Annotated in this window: 22 protein-coding genes and 1 tRNA gene; 18 read left to right on the top strand and 5 right to left on the bottom strand. The window is 34.6% G+C overall.

The features are described 5' to 3' along the window. Window positions 1-43 precede the first annotated feature (43 nt). Window positions 44-1063, top strand: coding sequence for a quinolinate synthase NadA (gene nadA, locus ACM6F9_RS02960; protein WP_414844337.1), 1020 nt, complete (start codon window positions 44-46; stop codon window positions 1061-1063). 54 nt (window positions 1064-1117) lie between these two features. Here nadA and ACM6F9_RS02955 read toward each other — a convergent pair whose 3' ends face one another. The 4 genes from ACM6F9_RS02955 to ACM6F9_RS02940 are packed head-to-tail and all read right to left on the bottom strand — an operon-like array spanning window position 1118 to window position 2032. Continuing rightward, the gene (locus tag ACM6F9_RS02955; protein WP_414844336.1) at window positions 1118-1321 is read right to left on the bottom strand and encodes a bacteriocin-like protein; all 204 of its coding nucleotides are present in this window, start codon (window positions 1319-1321) and stop codon (window positions 1118-1120) included. 37 nt (window positions 1322-1358) lie between these two features. After that, on the bottom strand, window positions 1359-1556 hold the full coding sequence (locus ACM6F9_RS02950) for a hypothetical protein (RefSeq protein ID WP_414844335.1): 198 nt from the start codon (window positions 1554-1556) through the stop codon (window positions 1359-1361). A gap of 59 nt (window positions 1557-1615) precedes the next feature. After that, window positions 1616-1786, bottom strand: coding sequence for a bacteriocin-like protein (locus ACM6F9_RS02945; protein WP_156121586.1), 171 nt, complete (start codon window positions 1784-1786; stop codon window positions 1616-1618). 51 nt (window positions 1787-1837) lie between these two features. After that, window positions 1838-2032, bottom strand: coding sequence for a bacteriocin-like protein (locus ACM6F9_RS02940; RefSeq protein WP_129038112.1), 195 nt, complete (start codon window positions 2030-2032; stop codon window positions 1838-1840). A gap of 333 nt (window positions 2033-2365) precedes the next feature. Here ACM6F9_RS02940 and thrA point away from each other — a divergent pair, with 333 nt between their 5' ends. From thrA to ACM6F9_RS02890, 10 genes are all read left to right on the top strand, one after another. Beyond that, a complete protein-coding gene (gene thrA, locus ACM6F9_RS02935) occupies window positions 2366-4813 on the top strand; it encodes a bifunctional aspartate kinase/homoserine dehydrogenase I (RefSeq protein ID WP_414844334.1) in 2448 nt (815 codons plus the stop codon). Window positions 4814-4823: 10 nt separating this feature from the next. Next, window positions 4824-5750, top strand: coding sequence for a homoserine kinase (locus tag ACM6F9_RS02930; RefSeq protein WP_414844333.1), 927 nt, complete (start codon window positions 4824-4826; stop codon window positions 5748-5750). 16 nt (window positions 5751-5766) lie between these two features. Then, complete coding sequence (gene thrC, locus ACM6F9_RS02925; protein ID WP_414844332.1) at window positions 5767-7071, top strand: threonine synthase; 1305 nt, start codon at window positions 5767-5769, stop codon at window positions 7069-7071. Between the two features lie 4 nt (window positions 7072-7075). Continuing rightward, a complete protein-coding gene (folB, locus tag ACM6F9_RS02920; RefSeq protein ID WP_414844331.1) occupies window positions 7076-7444 on the top strand; it encodes a dihydroneopterin aldolase in 369 nt (122 codons plus the stop codon). A gap of 36 nt (window positions 7445-7480) precedes the next feature. Further along, a complete protein-coding gene (locus ACM6F9_RS02915; RefSeq protein ID WP_414844330.1) occupies window positions 7481-8845 on the top strand; it encodes a DUF4403 family protein in 1365 nt (454 codons plus the stop codon). A gap of 44 nt (window positions 8846-8889) precedes the next feature. Continuing rightward, window positions 8890-9387: an RDD family protein gene (locus tag ACM6F9_RS02910; RefSeq protein ID WP_414844329.1), complete on the top strand. Its 498-nt coding sequence runs from the start codon at window positions 8890-8892 to the stop codon at window positions 9385-9387. A gap of 58 nt (window positions 9388-9445) precedes the next feature. After that, window positions 9446-9516: transfer RNA gene (locus ACM6F9_RS02905), tRNA-Cys, on the top strand. 91 nt (window positions 9517-9607) lie between these two features. Continuing rightward, entirely contained in the window at window positions 9608-10051 is a 444-nt protein-coding gene (locus ACM6F9_RS02900) for a lysostaphin resistance A-like protein (RefSeq protein ID WP_414844328.1), read from the top strand. Between the two features lie 541 nt (window positions 10052-10592). Further along, window positions 10593-10820, top strand: a complete 228-nt coding sequence (locus ACM6F9_RS02895; RefSeq protein WP_414844327.1) for a glutathione synthase — start codon at window positions 10593-10595, stop codon at window positions 10818-10820. Window positions 10821-11240: 420 nt separating this feature from the next. After that, window positions 11241-12074 carry a glycosyltransferase family 2 protein gene (locus tag ACM6F9_RS02890; RefSeq protein ID WP_414844326.1) on the top strand — a complete coding sequence of 278 codons (834 nt, stop codon included), beginning with the start codon at window positions 11241-11243 and terminating at the stop codon, window positions 12072-12074. A 453-nt stretch (window positions 12075-12527) separates the two neighbouring features. Here the strand turns inward: ACM6F9_RS02890 and ACM6F9_RS02885 are convergent, their stop codons facing one another. Beyond that, a complete protein-coding gene (locus tag ACM6F9_RS02885) occupies window positions 12528-12968 on the bottom strand; it encodes a hypothetical protein (RefSeq protein ID WP_414844325.1) in 441 nt (146 codons plus the stop codon). A gap of 244 nt (window positions 12969-13212) precedes the next feature. Between ACM6F9_RS02885 and ACM6F9_RS02880 the strand changes: the two genes are divergently transcribed. The 7 genes from ACM6F9_RS02880 to pyrF all read left to right on the top strand — a co-directional run bounded on the left by ACM6F9_RS02880 (window position 13213) and on the right by pyrF (window position 19634). Beyond that, window positions 13213-13767, top strand: a complete 555-nt coding sequence (locus ACM6F9_RS02880) for a YMGG-like glycine zipper-containing protein (protein ID WP_414844324.1) — start codon at window positions 13213-13215, stop codon at window positions 13765-13767. Window positions 13768-13823: 56 nt separating this feature from the next. After that, on the top strand, window positions 13824-15458 hold the full coding sequence (locus ACM6F9_RS02875) for an LIC_10190 family membrane protein (protein ID WP_414844323.1): 1635 nt from the start codon (window positions 13824-13826) through the stop codon (window positions 15456-15458). A gap of 50 nt (window positions 15459-15508) precedes the next feature. Further along, window positions 15509-16579, top strand: a complete 1071-nt coding sequence (gene aroC / locus ACM6F9_RS02870) for a chorismate synthase (RefSeq protein WP_414844322.1) — start codon at window positions 15509-15511, stop codon at window positions 16577-16579. A 17-nt stretch (window positions 16580-16596) separates the two neighbouring features. Next, entirely contained in the window at window positions 16597-17160 is a 564-nt protein-coding gene (locus tag ACM6F9_RS02865; RefSeq protein WP_414844321.1) for a thioredoxin family protein, read from the top strand. A gap of 8 nt (window positions 17161-17168) precedes the next feature. Continuing rightward, complete coding sequence (locus tag ACM6F9_RS02860) at window positions 17169-17708, top strand: TlpA family protein disulfide reductase (protein ID WP_414844320.1); 540 nt, start codon at window positions 17169-17171, stop codon at window positions 17706-17708. A gap of 83 nt (window positions 17709-17791) precedes the next feature. Then, a complete protein-coding gene (locus tag ACM6F9_RS02855; RefSeq protein WP_414844319.1) occupies window positions 17792-18133 on the top strand; it encodes a YkvA family protein in 342 nt (113 codons plus the stop codon). A 121-nt stretch (window positions 18134-18254) separates the two neighbouring features. Then, window positions 18255-19634, top strand: a complete 1380-nt coding sequence (pyrF, locus tag ACM6F9_RS02850; RefSeq protein WP_414844318.1) for an orotidine-5'-phosphate decarboxylase — start codon at window positions 18255-18257, stop codon at window positions 19632-19634. Window positions 19635-19664 lie beyond the last annotated feature (30 nt).

The following is a 19664-nucleotide window of genomic DNA, read 5'->3' as shown; positions in this document are numbered from 1 at the left end:
ATTTCTAACCTCTAGCTTCTGATAATAAAAAATTGAGGTTGATATGAGTACCGAAACATTAGAAAAAGCTAAATCTGCAATTCCTGTCAGAGGATTTCTGGATATAAAAGATATTGCTATTCCTCAGGGAGAAGAATTGGTGAAAGCCATTCTTAAACTTAAAGAGGAAAAAAATGCTGTTATTCTTGCCCACTATTACCAACCGGGGGAAATTCAGGATATCGCAGATTTCCTTGGAGATTCTTTACAGCTGGCAAGACAGGCAAAAGATACCAATGCTGACATGATCGTATTCTGTGGAGTACATTTTATGGCAGAAGCCGCCAAGATTCTGAATCCAACTAAAAAAGTAGTTCTTCCTGATACCATGGCTGGATGCTCCCTTGCAGACGGTTGTTCCGGAGAAGGATTAAGAAAAATGCGCGAAAAGCACCCCAATGCTTTAATTGCAACTTACATCAACTGTAATGCAGAAACCAAAGCAGAAAGTGACATCATCGTAACAAGTTCCAATGCTGAAACAGTTATTGAAGCCCTTCCGAAAGACAGACCAATCATCTTCGCACCGGATAAAAACCTGGGAAGATATCTGTCTAAGAAAACAGGACGTGATATGATCCTATGGGATGGAAGCTGTGTAGTACACGAAGCATTTTCAATGGAAAGAATTGCCCAGCAATTGGCAGACAATCCAGATGCTAAACTGATTGCACACCCTGAAAGTGAAGAAGCTGTTTTGAAACTGGCTCACTTCATCGGTTCTACTTCTGCTCTGTTGAACTATGTAGAAAAAGATGACTGTCAGAAATTCATCATCGCTACAGAAGAAGGTATCCTTCACGAAATGAGAAAACGTGCACCTCACAAAGAACTCATTCCTGCATTAGTTTTTGACGAAAGCTGTAACTGTTCAGAATGTTTCTATATGAAGCGTAACACCATGGAAAAATTGTATTTGTGTATGAAATATGAGCTTCCTGAAATTCTTATCGACGAAGAATTACGATTAAAAGCATTGAAGCCTATTGAAGCCATGCTTGATCTTTCAAAAAGCATAAAATAAATAAAAGCACTGTGAAAACAGTGCTTTTTTATTGCTATTAAAACAAATCTTATTTTAAGATACTCCTCCGCTCATACATAACATATCCACAATAACACACATTTTACAACGGTCAGGAAGCATCTGAAAAGCTTCACAGGGAGCATCGCCAGGATTATTTCCGTAAGTCGTATTTTTAGGACATCCTGTACATGTGGCAGGACCTGCTCCTTGCAGTGTTTGAAGTTCTTTTCTGTTTAATTTCTTTAAATTTTTCATAGTCGTTTTTAATTAAATTTTTGATTTTGATTTTTCATTAACCTTCCAGAATTGGGCAGCTGCCTGGGATGGATGGATCATAAGGGAAAAGGTAAAGACAAACTTTACGCCCTTTAAAATCTGTACATACAGCACAGCCTTTTGGTCCACAGTCAAGATCTACAGCACAATCATCTCCTCCCCCTCCCATAATAGCTCTTAAACCTTCTCTGTTTAATTTTTTTGAATTTTTCATGGTAGTTTTTATTTTAAATTAAATTTTGATAGTTTTTATTAAATGAAATCAGTCAATACTTACAGCATCGGTGCATAGCAAGTACCTCCCGGTTTTAGCCAACATCCCCATTTTCCACCTCCGCGGAAACAGACAAATTGCTCTCCACCACATGCTTCAATCTGAATATCAGTGAAGCCACCCTTGATATTTTTCTTATCTTCTCTTGATAATTTCTTGATTGTTTTCATATTGTAATAATTTTAGTATTTTTTGAATAATAATAAATTGTATCTTTCAAATTAATTAGGACCAAAACATTCAAAACTTACCAGTACTCTTCCTTTACAACATTCCGGTAAAGCGTAATAATCAGCACATGATCTAGGCTCACCTGGTCCGTAAGGTCCGGCAGGACAGTTTTCAAAACAATTGTTTACATTACCTCCACTGATGGATTTCAGATTTTGACGGTTTAATTTTTTTAAATTTTTCATGGTTATTTCGTTATTAGTTAACATTATAAATGTAACATTTTTAGCCAATTACACCAAATTATATCTCCAAAAAAGGAAATATATTTTATTATGTTAAAAACTTGGTTGTTTCAAAATAATTTGTACATTTGTCTCTTACAATGAATGTATTAAGAAACATATCTGATATTTCTGCCCTGAAATTACCTATTTCAGGCATATCTTCCGTTTCTACATTCACAACTACAACAACTACCCCATAACGGGGTAAATTTTCACATATTATTTCCGGTACCCGTACTCTTTTTTTAAAGAGTAACCACTTCTTTTTATCCAACTTCAAAAAAATAATTGATGAAAGTTTTAAAATTCGGCGGAACATCAGTCGCCCATTCTCAGAATATCTTATTGGTGGAAAACATCATAAAAAGTGAATCTTTAAAAAACAAAGTTGTTGTTATTGTATCAGCCCTACATGGTGTTACTGATCAGCTGATCAAAGCGGCAGAATATGCTTCAGTAAAAGATGAAAGCTATATTCAGATTGTTCAGAATCTTGAAGAAAAACATATCAATCTGGTGAAAGAGCTTTTCCCAATCACGGAACAAAGCTCATGGTTAAGCTTTGTAAAAAAGCATTTCAATGACATCGAAGACCTCTGCAACGGAATCGCTGTGCTTGGAGAACTTACTGACAGAATAAAAGATAAGATCTCTTCTTACGGAGAATTTCTGTCTTCAAAAATCATAGCTGCAAGACTTCAGCATGAAGCATTAGATTGTGTATGGATGAATTCTGCAGAGTTAATCAGAACAGACAGTAATTTCACTCATGCAAAAGTAGATTTTGAATGCACAGAAAAAAATATCATCAATTTTCTGAATGAAAATCAAAACCGCATCATTGTAGGTCCAGGCTTCATAGCTCAAGACGAAAAAAATAATGCAACAACATTAGGAAGAGGAGGCTCTGATTACACGGCTTCTATTGTTGCAGCTTCTATTCATGCAGAAGAACTTCAGATCTGGACCGATGTAAGCGGAATGATGACTGCTGATCCTCGTCTTGTTTCTAACGCTAAACCTATCTCAGAAATATCTTATCATGAAGCGATGGAACTGTCTCATTTTGGAGCAAAGGTGCTTTATCCTCCTTCCATTCAGCCTGTGATGGTAAAAAACATAGACTTGATCATCAGGAATACATTTGATCCTAATGCACAGGGAACTTTAATTTCACATCAGCTGAAATCTTCAGAGAATGAAAAACAGATCGCAGTAGGGATTTCAAACATGAACAATATTGCCCTTCTCACATTAGAAGGAAGTGGTATGGTAGGAATTCCAGGAATTTCGGCAAAACTTTTCCAGTGCTTAAGTCATGAAAAAATAAATGTAATCCTTATTACTCAGGGATCTTCAGAACATTCTATCACCATTGCTATTGAAGAAAAAGAAGCTTTGCGAGCCGAACATGCTATCAATTCTTCTTTTGCTGATGATATCAGTCTGGAAAGAGTGTATGCTGTAAAAATTGAAACTGAGCTTTCCATTGTGGCTCTGGTAGGAGAAAGTATGAAAAGCAGAAGTGGAGTGAGTGCAAAAATGTTCGGATGTCTCGGAAATAACGGAATCAATATAAGAGCGATTGCTCAGGGATCTTCGGAGAGAAATATCAGTATTGTCATTTCAGCAAAGGACAGTAAAAAAGCAGTGAATGTACTTCACGAAGAATTTTTTGAATTAGAAGTTAAACAAATTCACCTCTACATTTGTGGAACCGGAAATGTAGGCTCAAAACTGATTCAGCAGATTTATAACCAAAATGAATATTTAAAGGAAAACTTTTTGATCAATTTGAGGGTGGCAGGAATTTCCAACAGCCGTTATATGCTGTTTTCAGATCAGGGAATATCAAAGGAAAATTATCTTAACTGGAATCAGCAAGGTGAAAAAGCTTCTGCCAAAGAATTTGCTGATGAAATTATCAGAAGAAACCTTAGAAATTCTGTTTTCGTTGATGTAACAGCAAGTCCTGATGTTCCTGAAGTATATGAAAGCCTATTGAAAAGAAGCGTGAACATCGTTGCATGTAATAAAATAGCAGCTTCCTCAGATTTTAAAAAATATAAAATTTTAAAGAATACAGCGAGAAACCACAGCTGCAATTTTTATTTTGAGACCAATGTTGGTGCAGGGCTTCCGGTAATAGGAACCATCAACGACCTCATCAAAAGTGGAGATCAAATACAATCCATTCAAGCTGTATTAAGCGGAACATTAAATTTTGTTTTTAATAATTATGATGGCAGCAGAACATTTTCTGAAGTAGTGGCACAGGCTCAGAAAGAAGGTTATACAGAACCCGATCCGAGACTTGATCTGTCCGGAACAGATGTCGCACGAAAAGTTTTAATTCTGGCAAGAGAAGCTGGATATCCCCTTCAGTTTGATGAAATTGAAAACATAGGTTTTCTCCCTGAAGAATGTATGCAGGGAAGTGTTGACAGCTTTTACGAAAAGCTTACTGCATATGAAGAGCATTTTAAAAACTTATTAAATAAAGCAAAAGCCGAAGGAAAGATTTTAAAATATGTTGCAGAATTTGAAGACGGAAAAGCCAAAGTAGGTCTACAGCATATTGCTCCGGAAAGTGACCTGTTTCATCTTTATGGTAAAGATAATATTGTCATTTTTAAAACACTTAGATATTCCGAACAGCCTTTGGTTGTAAAAGGTGCTGGTGCCGGTGCTGAAGTGACAGCAAGCGGAGTTTTTGCAGATATTATTCGTTCTATTTAAAAATACAGTTATGAAAAAAGTAAAATTAAAAGTACCCGCCACTGTTGCCAATTTGGTTTGCGGATTTGATATTCTGGGAATGGCTGTGCATGATCCTTATGACGAAATGGAATTCCGATTACTGGAAACCCCTGAGATCATTATAAAACATTCTGATTCTTTTGGACTTCCTGAAGAACCTTCTAAAAATGTTGCAGGAGTTGTCTTGTTAAAAATCCAGGAATATTTTAATCTGAAAAACGGTTTTGAAGTCATTATCCATAAACATATAAAACCGGGAAGCGGGCTCGGCTCCAGTGCGGCAAGTGCCGCCGGAGCTGCCTTTGGTGCCAATATTTTATTAGGAAACAAACTTTCGAAAGAGGAAATGGTTCATTTTGCCATGTTTGGAGAAGAGCTTGCTTCAGGAGTACACCATGCAGACAATATCGCACCATGCATCTATGGTAGAATTACTTTGGTAAAATCTACCAGCCCAATTGATATTATTCCTTTAAATAGTCCTGATTTATTTGTAACTGCCGTACATCCGCAAGTGGAGGTCAAAACCTCAGATGCCAGACAGATTTTAAAGAAAAACATCACCTTAAAAAGTGCAGTAGAACAATGGGGAAATATAGCCGGACTCGTGGCAGGAATTCAAAAAAACGATTTTCCACTGATTGGCAGAAGCCTTAACGATGTTATTATAGAGCCCATCCGAAGTATCTTGATTCCGAAATTTGACGAAATCAAAGCAAAAAGTCTGCAATTGGGTGCTTTGGGAGGCGGAATTTCCGGTTCAGGGCCTTCTATTTTTATGCTGTCTGAACAAAAAGAAACAGCAGAAAAAATTGCCCAAATGATGCAATCAGTCTATGATGAAATTGAAATAGAAAGTTTTGTATACGTTTCAAAAATAAATCCGGCGGGCATCCAGATCGTTGAAGAAGCTTAATCATAAAAAAACAGAAATGAAATACTATAATTTAAAGGACCATTCAGAAAAAATTGATTTCAGAGGATCAACCATAAAAGGTCAGGGAAAAGAAAAAGGATTGTTTTTCCCTGAAAACATTCCTCAGTTTGATGAAGAATTTATTCAAAATCTTGATCAATATTCTAATGAAGAAATTGCATACAGATGTATGAAAGATTTTGTCGGAGATAAAATTCCATCAGAAATCTTAAAAGAAATTGTTGCAGAAACTGTCAGTTTTGATATCCCTTTGATCAAAATCAATGAACAGATCTCTATACTGGAGTTGTTCCATGGTCCTACCCTGGCTTTTAAAGATATTGGTGCGAGATTCATGAGCCGTTGTCTGTCTTATTTTCTGAAAGACCAGCAAAAAAAAGTCACTGTTCTTGTAGCCACTTCAGGAGATACGGGTGGAGCTGTTGCCCATGGATTTTATAAAATCCCGCAGATTAATGTAGTCATTTTATATCCAAAAAACAGGGTAAGTCCAGTTCAGGAGAAACAGCTTACAGCATTGGGAGAAAACATTTCAGCATTGGAAGTTAACGGTAGTTTTGATGACTGCCAGAACCTTGTAAAACAGGCTTTTTCAGATGAGGAAATCAACAATCAATTATTTTTGACATCTGCCAATTCTATCAATGTGGCAAGATGGCTTCCCCAACAGATTTATTATTTAATCGCATTAAAACAATGGAAACAATATCATAAAGAACATCCAATAATTTGTGTTCCAAGTGGTAATTTTGGAAATATCTGTGCCGGATTGCTGGCTCATTTCCGAGGTTTGCCCGCCAGTCACTTTATTGCAGCCTGTAATGCCAACCATGTCATTCCGGATTATTTTACAACTCAAAACTACCAGCCACAAAAAGCGGTCGCTACCCTATCCAATGCTATGGATGTAGGAGATCCGAGTAATTTTGTAAGAATCCTGGAACTTTTCGGGCATCAGTTTGAAACTTTAAAAAACAAAATATCTGCTTACTCTATTGATGATGAGCAAACAATGAACATCATCACGGAAGTCTACGAGAAATACGGATATATTCTTGAGCCTCACAGTGCTGTCGCATATACTGCAATGGAAAAATATCTGCAGGAAAATCCATCTCAAAAAGGATTTATCCTGGGTACTGCGCATCCGGTAAAATTCCCTGATGCGGTGGAAAAAGCTATTCATACCCAGATTGAAATTCCGGAAACATTGAATGAACTTATGAAGAAGGAGAAAAAAACTATAGAAATAAATTCAGATTTTGAAGAATTAAAACGATTTTTGCTTCATAAAATCTGAAGCAATGAGCAAAATATATCTTGAAGATGTGCGAATATATGCGTACCATGGTGTACTTCCTGAAGAAAATATCATTGGCACCTATTATATTCTGAATGCAGAACTTCATACCGATCTGTGGAAAGCCGCTATATCAGACGATTTGCATGACACCATAAGTTATGCGGACATTAATGATATTCTCCACAAGGAAATGAAAATACAATCCAAATTACTGGAACATGTAGCCGGAAGAATCATCACAAAAATTCATGACAGCTTTCCACAGGTCGATTATATTAAATTAAAAATAACGAAAACAGCTCCACCTATGCAGGGAGAAATGACAGGAGCCAGCATTGAGCTTGAAAAGAGCTTTAAGCCTGAAAATTAAAATGCTTATTTTCGTTTCATTAAAAAAACATACAAATTGAAATTCGTCAAAATATTATTTTTAGCAATAGGGATCAGCACTTTTGGTCAAACCGGTGTTGATAATCAATTAGCAGCTTATAACTTCCCTAAGATCAAGTCCAGCATTACGATGCCTGTGACGATTCCTCTTTCGGAGCTAAGCAATATGATTAATGCTTCTGTGAAAGATCTGGTATATCAGGATGATTCTTATACGGATAACAACAATGACCAGTTCAAAGTAAAAGTTTGGAAGACCAGACCCATCCGACTTGTAGGAGGAACCAGCCAGAATCTACTGATTGAAGTTCCTTTAAAAATATGGGCAGAAAAAGGTATTGGTACTTTGGGAGTATATACGTATCAGAATACCACTTTTGAAACGGTAATGTCTTTCAATACAACCGTTACTTTTAAAAACAACTGGACAATCACTACGAATACCCAGCCGAACGGTTTCAGATGGGTAACCAAACCCGTGCTGGATTATGGGAGAATACAGATTCCTATTACCTCTATCGTTGAAAAAAGCTTAAAAGAACAACAGGAAAAATTCTGTAAAACCATCGATCAGCAAATGGCGACCCAGTTGAATTTCCAGCAATATGCCTTAATGGCGTGGAATACTTTTCTGCAGCCTTTCAATATTTCGGAAGAATATAATACCTGGCTTAAAGTAAGCCCTGTGGGAGTCAATATCACGCCTTTGAAATTTTATGGAAACCAGATCAATGCTACTCTTGGGGTGGATATTTATTCTGAAACTTTTACAGGAAATAAACCTGCCGCTTCTTCCCCAGTGACCAGTGTTGCTAATTTTAATTCCACTCCTACTGTTGCGGATAAGTTTATTTTACAGACAACAGCCAACATTCCCTTCACTGAAGCAAGCAATATGGCTAGAAAAACGTTCCTGAACAAGGAGTTTGATGTACGTGATTCTAAAGTGAAGGTAACCGACATCAGAGTATATGGTGTTGATGACAGAGTGGTTATTGAGGCTCAGACCGATGGCTATATCAAAGGAACCTCCATTATTTCAGGGATTCCGGTGTATGATGAAACCAAAAGAAAGATTGTTTTATCAGAAACCAAATTTAAGCTGAAAACAACTAATATTTTGCAAAAAACGGCTTCCCTTCTATTCCAGGGGAAAATCGTAAAAATGATTGAAGAAGAATACGGTATTCCTACTCAGGAACTGGAAGAAACTTCAAGAAAAAGTATCGAAGAGGCTTTTAACAAAGAATATTATAAAGGTTTGAAGATGAACGGAAAGGTTTTCAATCTTAAGCCTAGTAAAATTTTACTTAGCAGTACAGGCATTACAGCAGTCATTGATACCAATGCTTCATTAAAATTATTGGTCAATGGCTTCTAAAACTTCAAATAAAAAATTAAACTAAAAAACTAATAATCTTATACATGAAAACAATTCTAAATGTTGTTGAATATAACAAAGCTTCATCAGGGATCAGACTTGCTAATAATTTTCTTGATCTTATAGTACTATATATTATTAATTATCTCCTCTCTACTGTTTCTAATCTTCTTTATGAAGTAACTTCAATTGAGTTTTTCTACTTCTACAGTAATGGAAATATGTTATGGCAGCTCTTGATTGGAAATTTCAATTATTGCCTTTATTACTTTCTGATGGAAAATTATTTAGATGGGAGAACCGTTGCCAAATATATTACAGGAACCAAAGTAATCAGTACAGATGGTACAAAACCAACTACCCAGCAAATTATTTACAGAAGTCTTTCCAGAATTGTCCCTTTTGATGGGTTATCATTTCTTGGTGTAAACGGATGGCATGACAGCTGGAGTGATACCAGAGTTATTAACCTTAAAAATTATCAGGCTGAAATTCAAGCAAAAAGCGAAATAGAAGCTCTTGGAAAGAAAGAAATTGCTTAAAAACTTTTGTTCATAAAGAAATTTTGCTATATTTGCACACCTCAAAAATGGTAAAAATGGTACTTTGGCCGAGCGGCTAGGCAGTGGTCTGCAACACCATCTACAGCGGTTCGAATCCGCTAGGTACCTCAGAAAAAACCTCTAAGTTATTTAGAGGTTTTTTTGTTATTCGCAAGTCTTTTAAATATTCATTTGCTTTTTGCAATCCATATTTTTAATTATGAAAAAAACAGTGATTTTCTTTTTAATTTCATTTGCGCTGGCTCTTTTAAATGGATATTTTTTTAATTACATTAATGATACATTCTTTCATCTGGAAATAAATCAAAATAAAAACCCCAATATTTCAGAAAATGAATTAAACTTCATTGCCATATTCGCTGCCCCTTTTTTGGAAACTTTTATATTCCAATATATACCTTATCTGATTCTGAACAAATGGATAGGTATTAAAAATAAGGCATTTTGTATTTTGATAATGAGTATCATTTTCTCATCAATGCATTATTATAACTGGCTGTATATTGTCATGACATTTTTTGGTGGTCTTATTTTAAATAATCTGTATGTTTATTACAGAAAGCATTCTTTTAAATACAGTTTTATTCTTACAGTACTCTTTCACTCCTTATTCAATCTTTATGGATTCCTGTTCATAATGTAATTTTTCCAATTTACTGTAATTCACACAAATAAACTCTTTTTAATGAAGAGCTTAATAAATAATATAAAAATTGATGATGGATAGAAAGTGTCATTCACAGACAGACATTGATAATCCGGATTGATAAACAGTATCAAATAAAAAATCCTCGGAAATTCCGAGGATAAAAACTAATAACCATGAAAACTCAAATTAAACATGAGTTATATTACTATATCGAAAAATCGTGCCAAGAATATCATTTTTGATAAAAAAAACCTATTTATCCCTATGCTATCATTTTTGTGATTTCAGCATTTTAAACCGATTTTATAGATGTTTTAAAAACCACTTCATAATTATTAATAATTAATTAAAACATTTCCAATACCAAGATAAAAATAATAACAAAAAAATAATTTACAGTTTCATAAAATTAAATTCATATTAAAGAAACATATAGGTATTGATCTTCAAAAAAAAAAAAAAAAAAAAATCACATCCATACACAATTGGCATCATTTATTCTTTATTTAAATCAATCTAATAAATTTAAATAATCATGGCACAAAGAATTTTTAGTAAAAAAGATTTCACAAAAAGCAACGAAAAAGAATATCAGTTGGAATACAAAATAAGTGAAATAGGTGAAGGTTCTGATCTTATCATAGAAAGGCTAACCGAAAAAGGAGACTATGAAATTGTTCAGGCTCCTCTACGAAAATCAAATGACAAAATATTTATCATCTGGGATACACCATTTGATGGCAGAATACTATTTGATGCTTAAAGCCTTTCATGATATAAAAAGCCTCCAAAAAATGGAGGCCTCAAAAAACACAAATGATGAAAAAAAATTTTATATCAAAGATAAAAATCATTTTATCTGTTGATTCTATCACCAAAGATATACCAGTCTTTATTTTTATTTTATGAGTATAATCATAAAATTATTAATTCTTTTAAATAGCGGATTTTCTGGTTCGCAGACAATATTTCTCAAAAAAAGACAATAAAGAATCATAATAACAATCAAACATCGGATTAAGTTTAAATATTTTATTCTATTTACATTCATAAATAATATTTAAAGAATAATATTAATTAATAACATTTAAAATATATTAAAAAAATACCAAATACACCATGATGCATGTTAAGTTTTTAATCTGCATTATTTTATAATTTTACATCATTAATTCAAAATAACGTGATAAAATTTTCTATACTTATAGCCCACTATAATAATGGAAAGTATTTCAAAGAATGCTATCAATCATTAATTAATCAAACCTATGAAAACTGGGAGGTGATTATTATTGATGATGCTTCTACAGATCATTCAGTAGAGATGATCCAGTCTCTGATTAAAAATGATTCCCGGTTCAAACTCTACCATAATGTCATCAATCAAGGTTGCGGTTTTACAAAAGCAGCCTGCATAAAATATGCTCAGGGAGATCTGTGTGCTTACCTGGATCCGGATGACGCCATTTATCCCGAAGCACTTGAAAAAATCGTTCATGAATTTATTTACAAAAATGATCTGACAGCCGTTTATTCCCAAATGAGACTTTGTGATGAAAACCTCACTCCTAAAAGCACATATGCAGGCACCAAGCAAATCTACAACAACCGTTATTTTTTTAATTGCCCTATTCAGGTTGCCCATTTCTTTACATTCAAAAGAGAAACATATTTAAGAACAAAAGGCATTAATCCTAATCTGAAAAATGCGGTAGATCAGGATCTTTACTTAAAAATATTGGAACAAGGAGAAGTAAAATACCTCAAAGAACCTCTATATTTATACAGAATTCATCCCCATGGAATTTCCCAGGATAAAGCAAAACAAAGTGCAAAAGAATCATTTGCCAGAGTAATCCATGAGACCATGAAGAGACGAGGACTTAAAGCAATTAATAACAAAACGGTTCCTGAAATTTTTACCAGTTCACAGGAAATATTTGAACTTCTTAATTATCAGAACAATCGAATGGAACGTTTAATCAGCAAAATAAAAATTACTTTGGATAGTATCTAAAAAAACAAAAGACTTCTCGTTTCGAAAAGTCTTTTTGATAAATATGGAATGAAAATGTTTTATCAAATCTAGCATATGCTGCACAATTATTATATGAGCAGAATCATAATTTTCACATTATAATAAACTTACATGAAAAGGCCTCCTGGTGGAGGCCTAAAAAACACAAATGATGAAAAAATCTATTTAGAAAAATCCAAACAGAATATTGTAAAATTATCCCTCACAACCGCTTAATTATCTTTCTTCAATAGAAAAATATAATACAAAGTCGGAATTGAAGAATGAATACTTCTATAAGAATCAAACTGCATCCTGAAGATTAAATCAATCTCAATTTTATACTATTACAATAGTTGCATAAAAAATAAACAAAGATATCCATTGAATATCTAAAGAAAAATCTTCATTTCTGGAAGGGTAAATTTAACTAAATATTTTGGGTTCACAAACCTATTCCTCCCAAACGATCGGAATATACACCGTTATATATCCATCAGAATCTACCTGTGCGTCAGAAACTGTAGCAACTACCGTTCCATAACCTACCCAGCCACCTTGCCCCTGCATTGCAGAAAATGTATAAGTTCCTCCCGGAAGGCCATCATAATATTGAGGAACCGACTGAAATCCACCGCCATAATATGTATCGTACACTTCCCCGGTAGCCACATTTTCCGCAACAAAACTTCCTACGTCATAATTTCCCGAAAGAATTTTTGTTCCACTTTTTGAAAGAAGTCCATAACGGATTTTGTAAATCTGAGCCTTTGGAGTCTTATCAGATACTTCAGAACAAATCTTATTGCCTTCTATTATTTCTCCAGAGGAAAACGACATGGTAACAGTCAGCAATCCAATCAATGCTGACACTGTAAAAATTGATTTTTTCATATTAAAAACTAATTTGGTATTCAAAAATAATCAACTTATATGAATTCAATAAAAACTATCAGTGAATTAAAATTCACAAATACTCCCGAAATCCCGTACCAGCAATATAAAACTAAGCGTTATTAGAAATTACTTTGGTGATTTAATAACAATTTTAACATTCATTAACTAAAATTTGGCTTCATAATTGAAAATAAAACTAAAATTAAAGTCGTTTTGGCTTTATCGTATTAAAATTTGAATTATGAGAAAGATAGTATTAGCAGGTTTTTTATCCGTCTTCTTAATGACGGCCTGCAAGAAAGATGACAGCGTTGCAGAAAAATCACTGGAAGCACAGAAACTTGAATTTCAGGCCAGACAACTTGAAATAGAAAAACAAAAACTAGCCATTGAAAAGGGAAAAATGGTCTATGAAGCCCAGAAAAAAGCAGACAGTATATCAGAAAGCAAAAAAGCAAGAATTGCTGCTGAAAATAATTCAAGACCAAAAGTAATCAGAGAAACAAGAACAGTATATAGAGACAGAAGCTCAAATTCCAATTCCGGAGGAAGCAGCAACGGAAGCTACGCCAACAACGGAAGTGGTACTTCACAGGGAACTACCCAGAAAAAAGGATGGAGTAAAGCTGCCAAAGGAACCGTTATTGGCACTGTAGGTGGAGCTGCTGCCGGAGCCCTGATTGCTAAGAAAAACAGAGGATTAGGAGCTGTAATTGGTGGTGTTGTAGGTGGAGCCACAGGATATACCATAGGTAGATCACAAGATAGAAAAGACGGAAGGGTACAACCCCGTTAATAAATATTTTTAAGAATAAAATATAAAGATTGCTTACTTTTAAGCAATCTTTTTTTATGATATTAATTCTGTTTTCTTCCATTTTTATCATTCCTGTCCTTATGGGCTGGGGGAAAATCATGGAAAATATATGGGGAATCTTATTCCAGGGAATCTCAGGAAAAATCTTATCCGGAATCTTGGGAATAACTCTTATATGGACACTTATTTCTTTTTTCATCCCTTTAAATATGAAAGTAGAACTCCCCTCCATCCTATTGGGATTATTCTTTTTCTTTAAAAATAAGCTCTACCAGGAATTCTATCAGTTTTCAAAAAAAGATTTTGCATTATTAAGTGTAAGTTCACTCACCATTCTATTTGCAGGCTCTTTTTACCCTTATATATTAGATCATTTTGGATACTATATCCCCACTCTGAAATGGCTCACAGAATATGGACTGGTAAAGGGAATTTCAAATATAGACCTAACGCTGGGACAAATGTCTCTATGGCATATTTTTCAGGCAGGGGTTTCCAATTTCTCTGATCCTTTTTTGAGAATTAATTCCATTCTACTTATTATCTACAGCATTTATGTCATTGAAAAGAAGAACTGGATCCACCTTTGTTTTCTGCCCGTATTACTGCTATTTTCTCAATCTCCGAGCCCGGATCTTCCTGTCATTATTTTTTCATTGATTATTTTAAATGAAATTATAGCCGGAAACAGAAATACTAAACTCCTTTTTGCATTTTCGGTCTTTGTTTTTGCGATAAAACCTACTATGATATGGGTTCCCATATTGGCATTCTTAAATTCTGTTTTTATTTTCAAAAATAACTTCAGACAGCTGTTTTTAGGAATGATCATTCTCTTCCTTTTTTTCATGAAAAACATTTGGGTATTTGGTTATCCTGTCTTTCCTGTAGCCATAGGTGATTTGGGAATATCTTGGAAACCTAATCAGGAAGTTTTAAAAATTTCTTCACAATTTGCGATCATGAAAACCTATGATATGCAGTACGCATATGAGGAAATTCAGAAATTTTCGACTATAGATTATATCAAAAACTGGTTTTCTCTGGAAGGAATCAAATCCAAAATCAATATTCTTTTTGTTTTGAGCCTGGTCGTTCTCTCTGCATTTGCCTTAATAAAAAAGAAAAAAATGATCACCCTGATCTGTATCTCATTATTAGTAAAAAGTGTATTAATCCTTATTTTTTCTGCCCAATACAGATTTTTTTTAGATGTTTTTTTTGTAATATTCTTTGTTCTGTTTTATGAATATTTTGATCAGAAGAAATCTATTATTGTCTTTTCTGCATTAAGTTTATTTTTTATTTCACTATTATCCTTTCCTGAATTTATTCAAAGATATATTCCCAGTTTCAGAGTGGGAAGTTTTATGACAGGATTTGAAAAGAAACAGCTTTACCAGCCTTCAACCTACGAATATCATCAGTTTGATCCATATAAAGTCGGGAATTTTAAATTTAATATACCCCATCACTACCCCTACAGTTTTGATACTCCCATTCCTGCAGTGAGCCCTAATTATATTTTTGATTACGTAAAAGCAGGTATTTTCCCTCAGCTTTTAGACAAAAATGATCTCAAAAAGGGTTTTATCTGGAAAAAAATGACTTCAGAAGAAGAAAAGGAAGCCCAAAAGGTTATCAATAATATCAAAAACACTTATAAATAGAACAAATCCAGAAACTTTATTATCTGAAGAAAAAAAGGTAATTTTGTAGTATGTTCAACACATTAGGTAATCTTCTTAGTCTTACAACATTTGGAGAAAGTCACGGAGTGGCTTATGGCGGTATCATCAATAATTTTCCGGCAGGTTTAGCGGTAAATCTCGATCAGGTTCAATACGAACTGAACCGAAGAAAGCCCGGCCAGTCAGCAATCGTTACACAAAGAAAAGAAAGTGACACAGTAAAGTTTCTTTCCGGAATCTTTGATGGAAAAACAACAGGTACCCCAATTGGTTTTATCATTGAAAACGAAAATCAGAAATCGAAAGATTATGATCATATCGCAGGGGCATATCGTCCAAGCCATGCTGATTTCACCTATGACCAGAAATTTGGTTTCAGGGATCACCGCGGCGGTGGAAAATCTTCTGCAAGAGAAACAATGAACTGGGTAGTAGCAGGTGCACTTGCGAAACAACTTTTACCAGACATTGAGATCAACGCTTACGTTTCTTCCGTAGGGGATATTTTCTGCGAAAAACCATATCAGGCTTTAGATTTTTCTCAAACGGAAAGCAATGACGTTCGCTGTCCGGATGCTGAAACAGCAGAAAAGATGATTGCAAGAATCAAAGAGATCAAAAAAGAAGGTAATACAATCGGCGGAACCATCACTTGTGTGATTAAAAATGTTCCTGTAGGAATTGGTGAACCTATTTTTTCAAAACTTCAGGCCGAACTGGCAAAAGCAATGCTTAATATCAATGCCTGTAAAGGTTTTGAATATGGAAGCGGTTTCTGCGGTGCCAAAATGACAGGAAAAGAGCACAATGATGCTTTCAATACAGATTTTACTACAAAATCTAATCTTTCAGGAGGTATTCAGGGTGGAATTTCTAACGGAATGGATATCTATTTCCGTGTAGCTTTCAAACCCGTGGCTACTATTCTGAGACCTCAGGACAGTATTGACAAAGACGGAAATCCTGTTATCGTAGAAGGAAAAGGCCGTCACGATCCTTGTGTAGTTCCAAGAGCCGTTCCTGTAGTGGAAAGTCTTGCTGCATTTGTACTGGCAGACCTGTTTTTGATCAACAAAACAAGAAACATCAATAATTTTTAACATAAATATTTTTAGTAATGAAAAATTACTGGGATAAAGGAATTTCTTTTGAAGAATATCTTCAGATTGCAAAAGAAAGATTAGAAAATCCTGCTAACCAACAGGAACTTGACTATAAACAATATTACGAACTGGGTCTTCAAAGAATGGACAGAACAGTAAAAAAATACGTTCCTGATGAAGATCAGCTAAAAGAACTTGCTGCCAAAAACTTTGACGGAAAGATTTTAATTATTTCCGAAGCATGGTGCGGAGACGCAAGCGCAACAGTGCCTGCTCTTTTCAGATTTTTTGAAGGACATAATGAGGTAAGAGTCTTCCTGAGAGATAGTGATAAAAGTTTAATCAATCAGTTTCTGACCAATGGTACCGAATCTATTCCTAAAGTAATTATCCTTGATAAAGACCTTAATGTAAAAAACTCATGGGGGCCGCGTCCGAAATACGGATATGAACTCTTGATGAAATACAAAGCTGATCCTGAAACGTATTCAAAAGATATGTTCTATAATGATCTGCAGATATATTATGCCAAAAACAGAGGAAAAGACGCTGTTCAGGAAATTCTAGATCTTCTATAAAAAAAGATATGAAAAAAAGTATCATATATATTGTAATCATAGCGATCATTGGTGTTGCTGCATTTGTACCGGGAATAAGAAATTTCCTGAAGGATACATTTTTTCCGGTAGCCACCATTGAAAATGCTGTTCACATCAGCGAAGAAGATTACGATATAGAGCTTAAAGGAATCAATGCACCAAGCACCAACCTTAAAAACTTTAAGGACAAAGGGGTGTTCCTGAATTTTTGGGGAACATGGTGCCCGCCTTGCAGAAAAGAATGGCCTTCTATTCAGAAACTGTATGATACCAGAAAAGATCATGTAGATTTTGTACTGATTGCCATGAATGATAAGGAAGAGGATGTAAGAAAATTTTTAAAAGAAAATAACTATACCGTTCCTGTATATATTGCTCAAAGCCCTATTTCTGAGAAAATTCTTCCAAAGGTATTCCCTACCACTTTCCTTCTGGATAAGCATGGAAGAATCCTTATTAAAGAGGATGCTACAAAAGACTGGAACACAGAGACTGTGCATCAGTTCATTGACAATATTATCAAATAATATTTTAACTAAATTTTATAATTTATTGGTACAGGATTTGCGAATTTAATAGCGTTGAAAAATTTATTAAATCCTAACACAAAATGAAATATTCAAAATTAAATCTTGCAAAAGAAGCCATCAATCACAAGGGCTTTATAAAAAAGATCCCTGATATTTTCAGAATGGTTAAAATGTGGAGAAAAGGAGCTTATCCGATGAGATCCATAGACATTATTCTTCCTTTACTGGGAATTTTATATGTACTCTCCCCTATTGACCTGCTTCCTGAATTTGTGATACCAGTATTAGGAGTAATGGATGACCTGGCAGTATTGTCACTTACCATTCCGAAACTCATCAAAGAGGTAGACAAGTTTTTATTATGGGAAGCCGAACAAAAATACAGTGGAGCCCAAATCATTGAGGCTGAAATCGTAAAATAACAGTTTATTATATTTTTCACACCATCCTGGTCCATCCGGGATGGTTTTTTATTTACAAATGAGCGATAAATTTTTGAGCCTTATTTCAATTGCTTAAATTTGCAATATCTAATAAAAAATAATGGAAAGTAAAAAAGAATTCTTCTTAGAGTGCTACAAGCTAGGTATCATCAAATTCGGAAGGTTTACCCTAAAAAGTGGTATTGAAAGCCCATTTTATGTAGACCTGAGACCTTTGGCTTCAGATCCTAAAATTTTAAAAAATCTTGCTAATTATTTATTGGAAATGCTTCCATTAGATAATTTTGATTTAATCTGTGGAGTTCCTTATGCTGCTCTTCCTATGGCAACTGCGATGTCTCTGGAAAGCTACATTCCATTAATTATTAAAAGAAAAGAAGCCAAAAGCTACGGTACAAAAAAACTGATCGAAGGAATTTACCAGAAAGGACAAAACTGTCTTTTGGTAGAAGATGTGATCACATCAGGAAAGTCTTTATTAGAAACCATTCCTGAAATAGAACAGGAAGATCTTAAAGTTTCTGATATTGTAGTGGTACTGGATAGAGAACAGGGAGGAAAGCAGCTGTTAGAAGGCAAAGGCTACAGAGTACACACGCTTTTCAATATTTCGGAGGTATGCGACATTCTTCAGGAAACCGGAGAATTGTCTGATGAAGAGGTTAAAAGAATTCAGGATTTCCTACAGGGGAACCACATTCAGTTTGAAGAAGAAACAAGATCTTCTTATGAGCAGAAACTTGAAGCTACACAGCATTCTGTATCAAAAAAATTACTGGAAACAGCTTTAGCGAAAAAATCAAACCTTATTGCTTCTGCTGATGTTACAACGACTCAGGAGCTGTTGGAACTTGCTGAAAAGGTAGGTCCGCACGTTATTGCTTTAAAAACGCATATTGATATTATTTCTGATTTTGAGTACGAAAAAACAATCACTCCTTTAAAAGCTATTGCTGCAAAACATCAGTTTTTATTGATGGAAGACAGAAAATTTGCAGACATCGGAAATACACAGGAACTTCAGTTTACAAGCGGGGTTTTCAAAATTACAGATTGGGCAGATTTCGTTACTTCACAAGTGATCGGAGGTTTTGAATCATTAGACTGTTTCAAAAATGTAGGCGTGGTAGCCATCGTTGGAATGTCTTCAAAAGGAGCGCTTACAACAGCCAGCTATCGTGAAGAAGCTTTAAAAGTAGCTTTATCTCATCCAAATGTAATTGGTGGAGTATCTCAAAACAAAATTCCGGAAGACCTTTTATTATTCACTCCGGGTGTGAATCTTGCAGATTCAGGAGATGGTAAAGGACAGCAGTACAATACACCGGAGCATGTATTTAAAACACTACATACGGATTTTATTATTGTAGGAAGAGGAATTTATAAATCCAATGATCCTGAAGCATCTGCCATCACTTATAAGACTGAAGGATGGAATGCTTATGTTAATTCTTTGGATAAAAAAGCAATTCAAGGTTAAAATCCTACTCAAGTATATACAAAATAAGTT

Source organism: Chryseobacterium sp. IT-36CA2, assembly GCF_949767875.1.
Taxonomy (GTDB): Bacteria; Bacteroidota; Bacteroidia; order Flavobacteriales; family Weeksellaceae; genus Chryseobacterium.
The sequence above is the reverse complement of the archived record's forward strand: the minus strand, read 5'-3'. Positions and strand labels throughout refer to the sequence as shown.

Excerpts from the sequence above, each read along its gene's own strand:
- ACM6F9_RS02900 (WP_414844328.1), top strand. The coding sequence starts at position 9,608 with ATGAAAAAAACAGTGATTTTCTTTTTAATTTCATTTGCGCTGGCTCTT.
- thrA (WP_414844334.1), top strand. The coding sequence starts at position 2,366 with ATGAAAGTTTTAAAATTCGGCGGAACATCAGTCGCCCATTCTCAGAAT.
- ACM6F9_RS02880 (WP_414844324.1), top strand. The coding sequence starts at position 13,213 with ATGAGAAAGATAGTATTAGCAGGTTTTTTATCCGTCTTCTTAATGACG.
- aroC (WP_414844322.1), top strand. The coding sequence starts at position 15,509 with ATGTTCAACACATTAGGTAATCTTCTTAGTCTTACAACATTTGGAGAA.
- folB (WP_414844331.1), top strand. The coding sequence starts at position 7,076 with ATGAGCAAAATATATCTTGAAGATGTGCGAATATATGCGTACCATGGT.
- ACM6F9_RS02945 (WP_156121586.1), bottom strand. The coding sequence starts at position 1,786 with ATGAAAACAATCAAGAAATTATCAAGAGAAGATAAGAAAAATATCAAG.
- ACM6F9_RS02950 (WP_414844335.1), bottom strand. The coding sequence starts at position 1,556 with ATGAAAAATTCAAAAAAATTAAACAGAGAAGGTTTAAGAGCTATTATG.
- ACM6F9_RS02895 (WP_414844327.1), top strand. The coding sequence starts at position 10,593 with ATGGCACAAAGAATTTTTAGTAAAAAAGATTTCACAAAAAGCAACGAA.
- ACM6F9_RS02940 (WP_129038112.1), bottom strand. The coding sequence starts at position 2,032 with ATGAAAAATTTAAAAAAATTAAACCGTCAAAATCTGAAATCCATCAGT.
- nadA (WP_414844337.1), top strand. The coding sequence starts at position 44 with ATGAGTACCGAAACATTAGAAAAAGCTAAATCTGCAATTCCTGTCAGA.
- ACM6F9_RS02955 (WP_414844336.1), bottom strand. The coding sequence starts at position 1,321 with ATGAAAAATTTAAAGAAATTAAACAGAAAAGAACTTCAAACACTGCAA.
- ACM6F9_RS02875 (WP_414844323.1), top strand. The coding sequence starts at position 13,824 with ATGATATTAATTCTGTTTTCTTCCATTTTTATCATTCCTGTCCTTATG.
- pyrF (WP_414844318.1), top strand. The coding sequence starts at position 18,255 with ATGGAAAGTAAAAAAGAATTCTTCTTAGAGTGCTACAAGCTAGGTATC.
- ACM6F9_RS02860 (WP_414844320.1), top strand. The coding sequence starts at position 17,169 with ATGAAAAAAAGTATCATATATATTGTAATCATAGCGATCATTGGTGTT.
- ACM6F9_RS02930 (WP_414844333.1), top strand. The coding sequence starts at position 4,824 with ATGAAAAAAGTAAAATTAAAAGTACCCGCCACTGTTGCCAATTTGGTT.
- thrC (WP_414844332.1), top strand. The coding sequence starts at position 5,767 with ATGAAATACTATAATTTAAAGGACCATTCAGAAAAAATTGATTTCAGA.
- ACM6F9_RS02855 (WP_414844319.1), top strand. The coding sequence starts at position 17,792 with ATGAAATATTCAAAATTAAATCTTGCAAAAGAAGCCATCAATCACAAG.
- ACM6F9_RS02865 (WP_414844321.1), top strand. The coding sequence starts at position 16,597 with ATGAAAAATTACTGGGATAAAGGAATTTCTTTTGAAGAATATCTTCAG.
- ACM6F9_RS02910 (WP_414844329.1), top strand. The coding sequence starts at position 8,890 with ATGAAAACAATTCTAAATGTTGTTGAATATAACAAAGCTTCATCAGGG.
- ACM6F9_RS02885 (WP_414844325.1), bottom strand. The coding sequence starts at position 12,968 with ATGAAAAAATCAATTTTTACAGTGTCAGCATTGATTGGATTGCTGACT.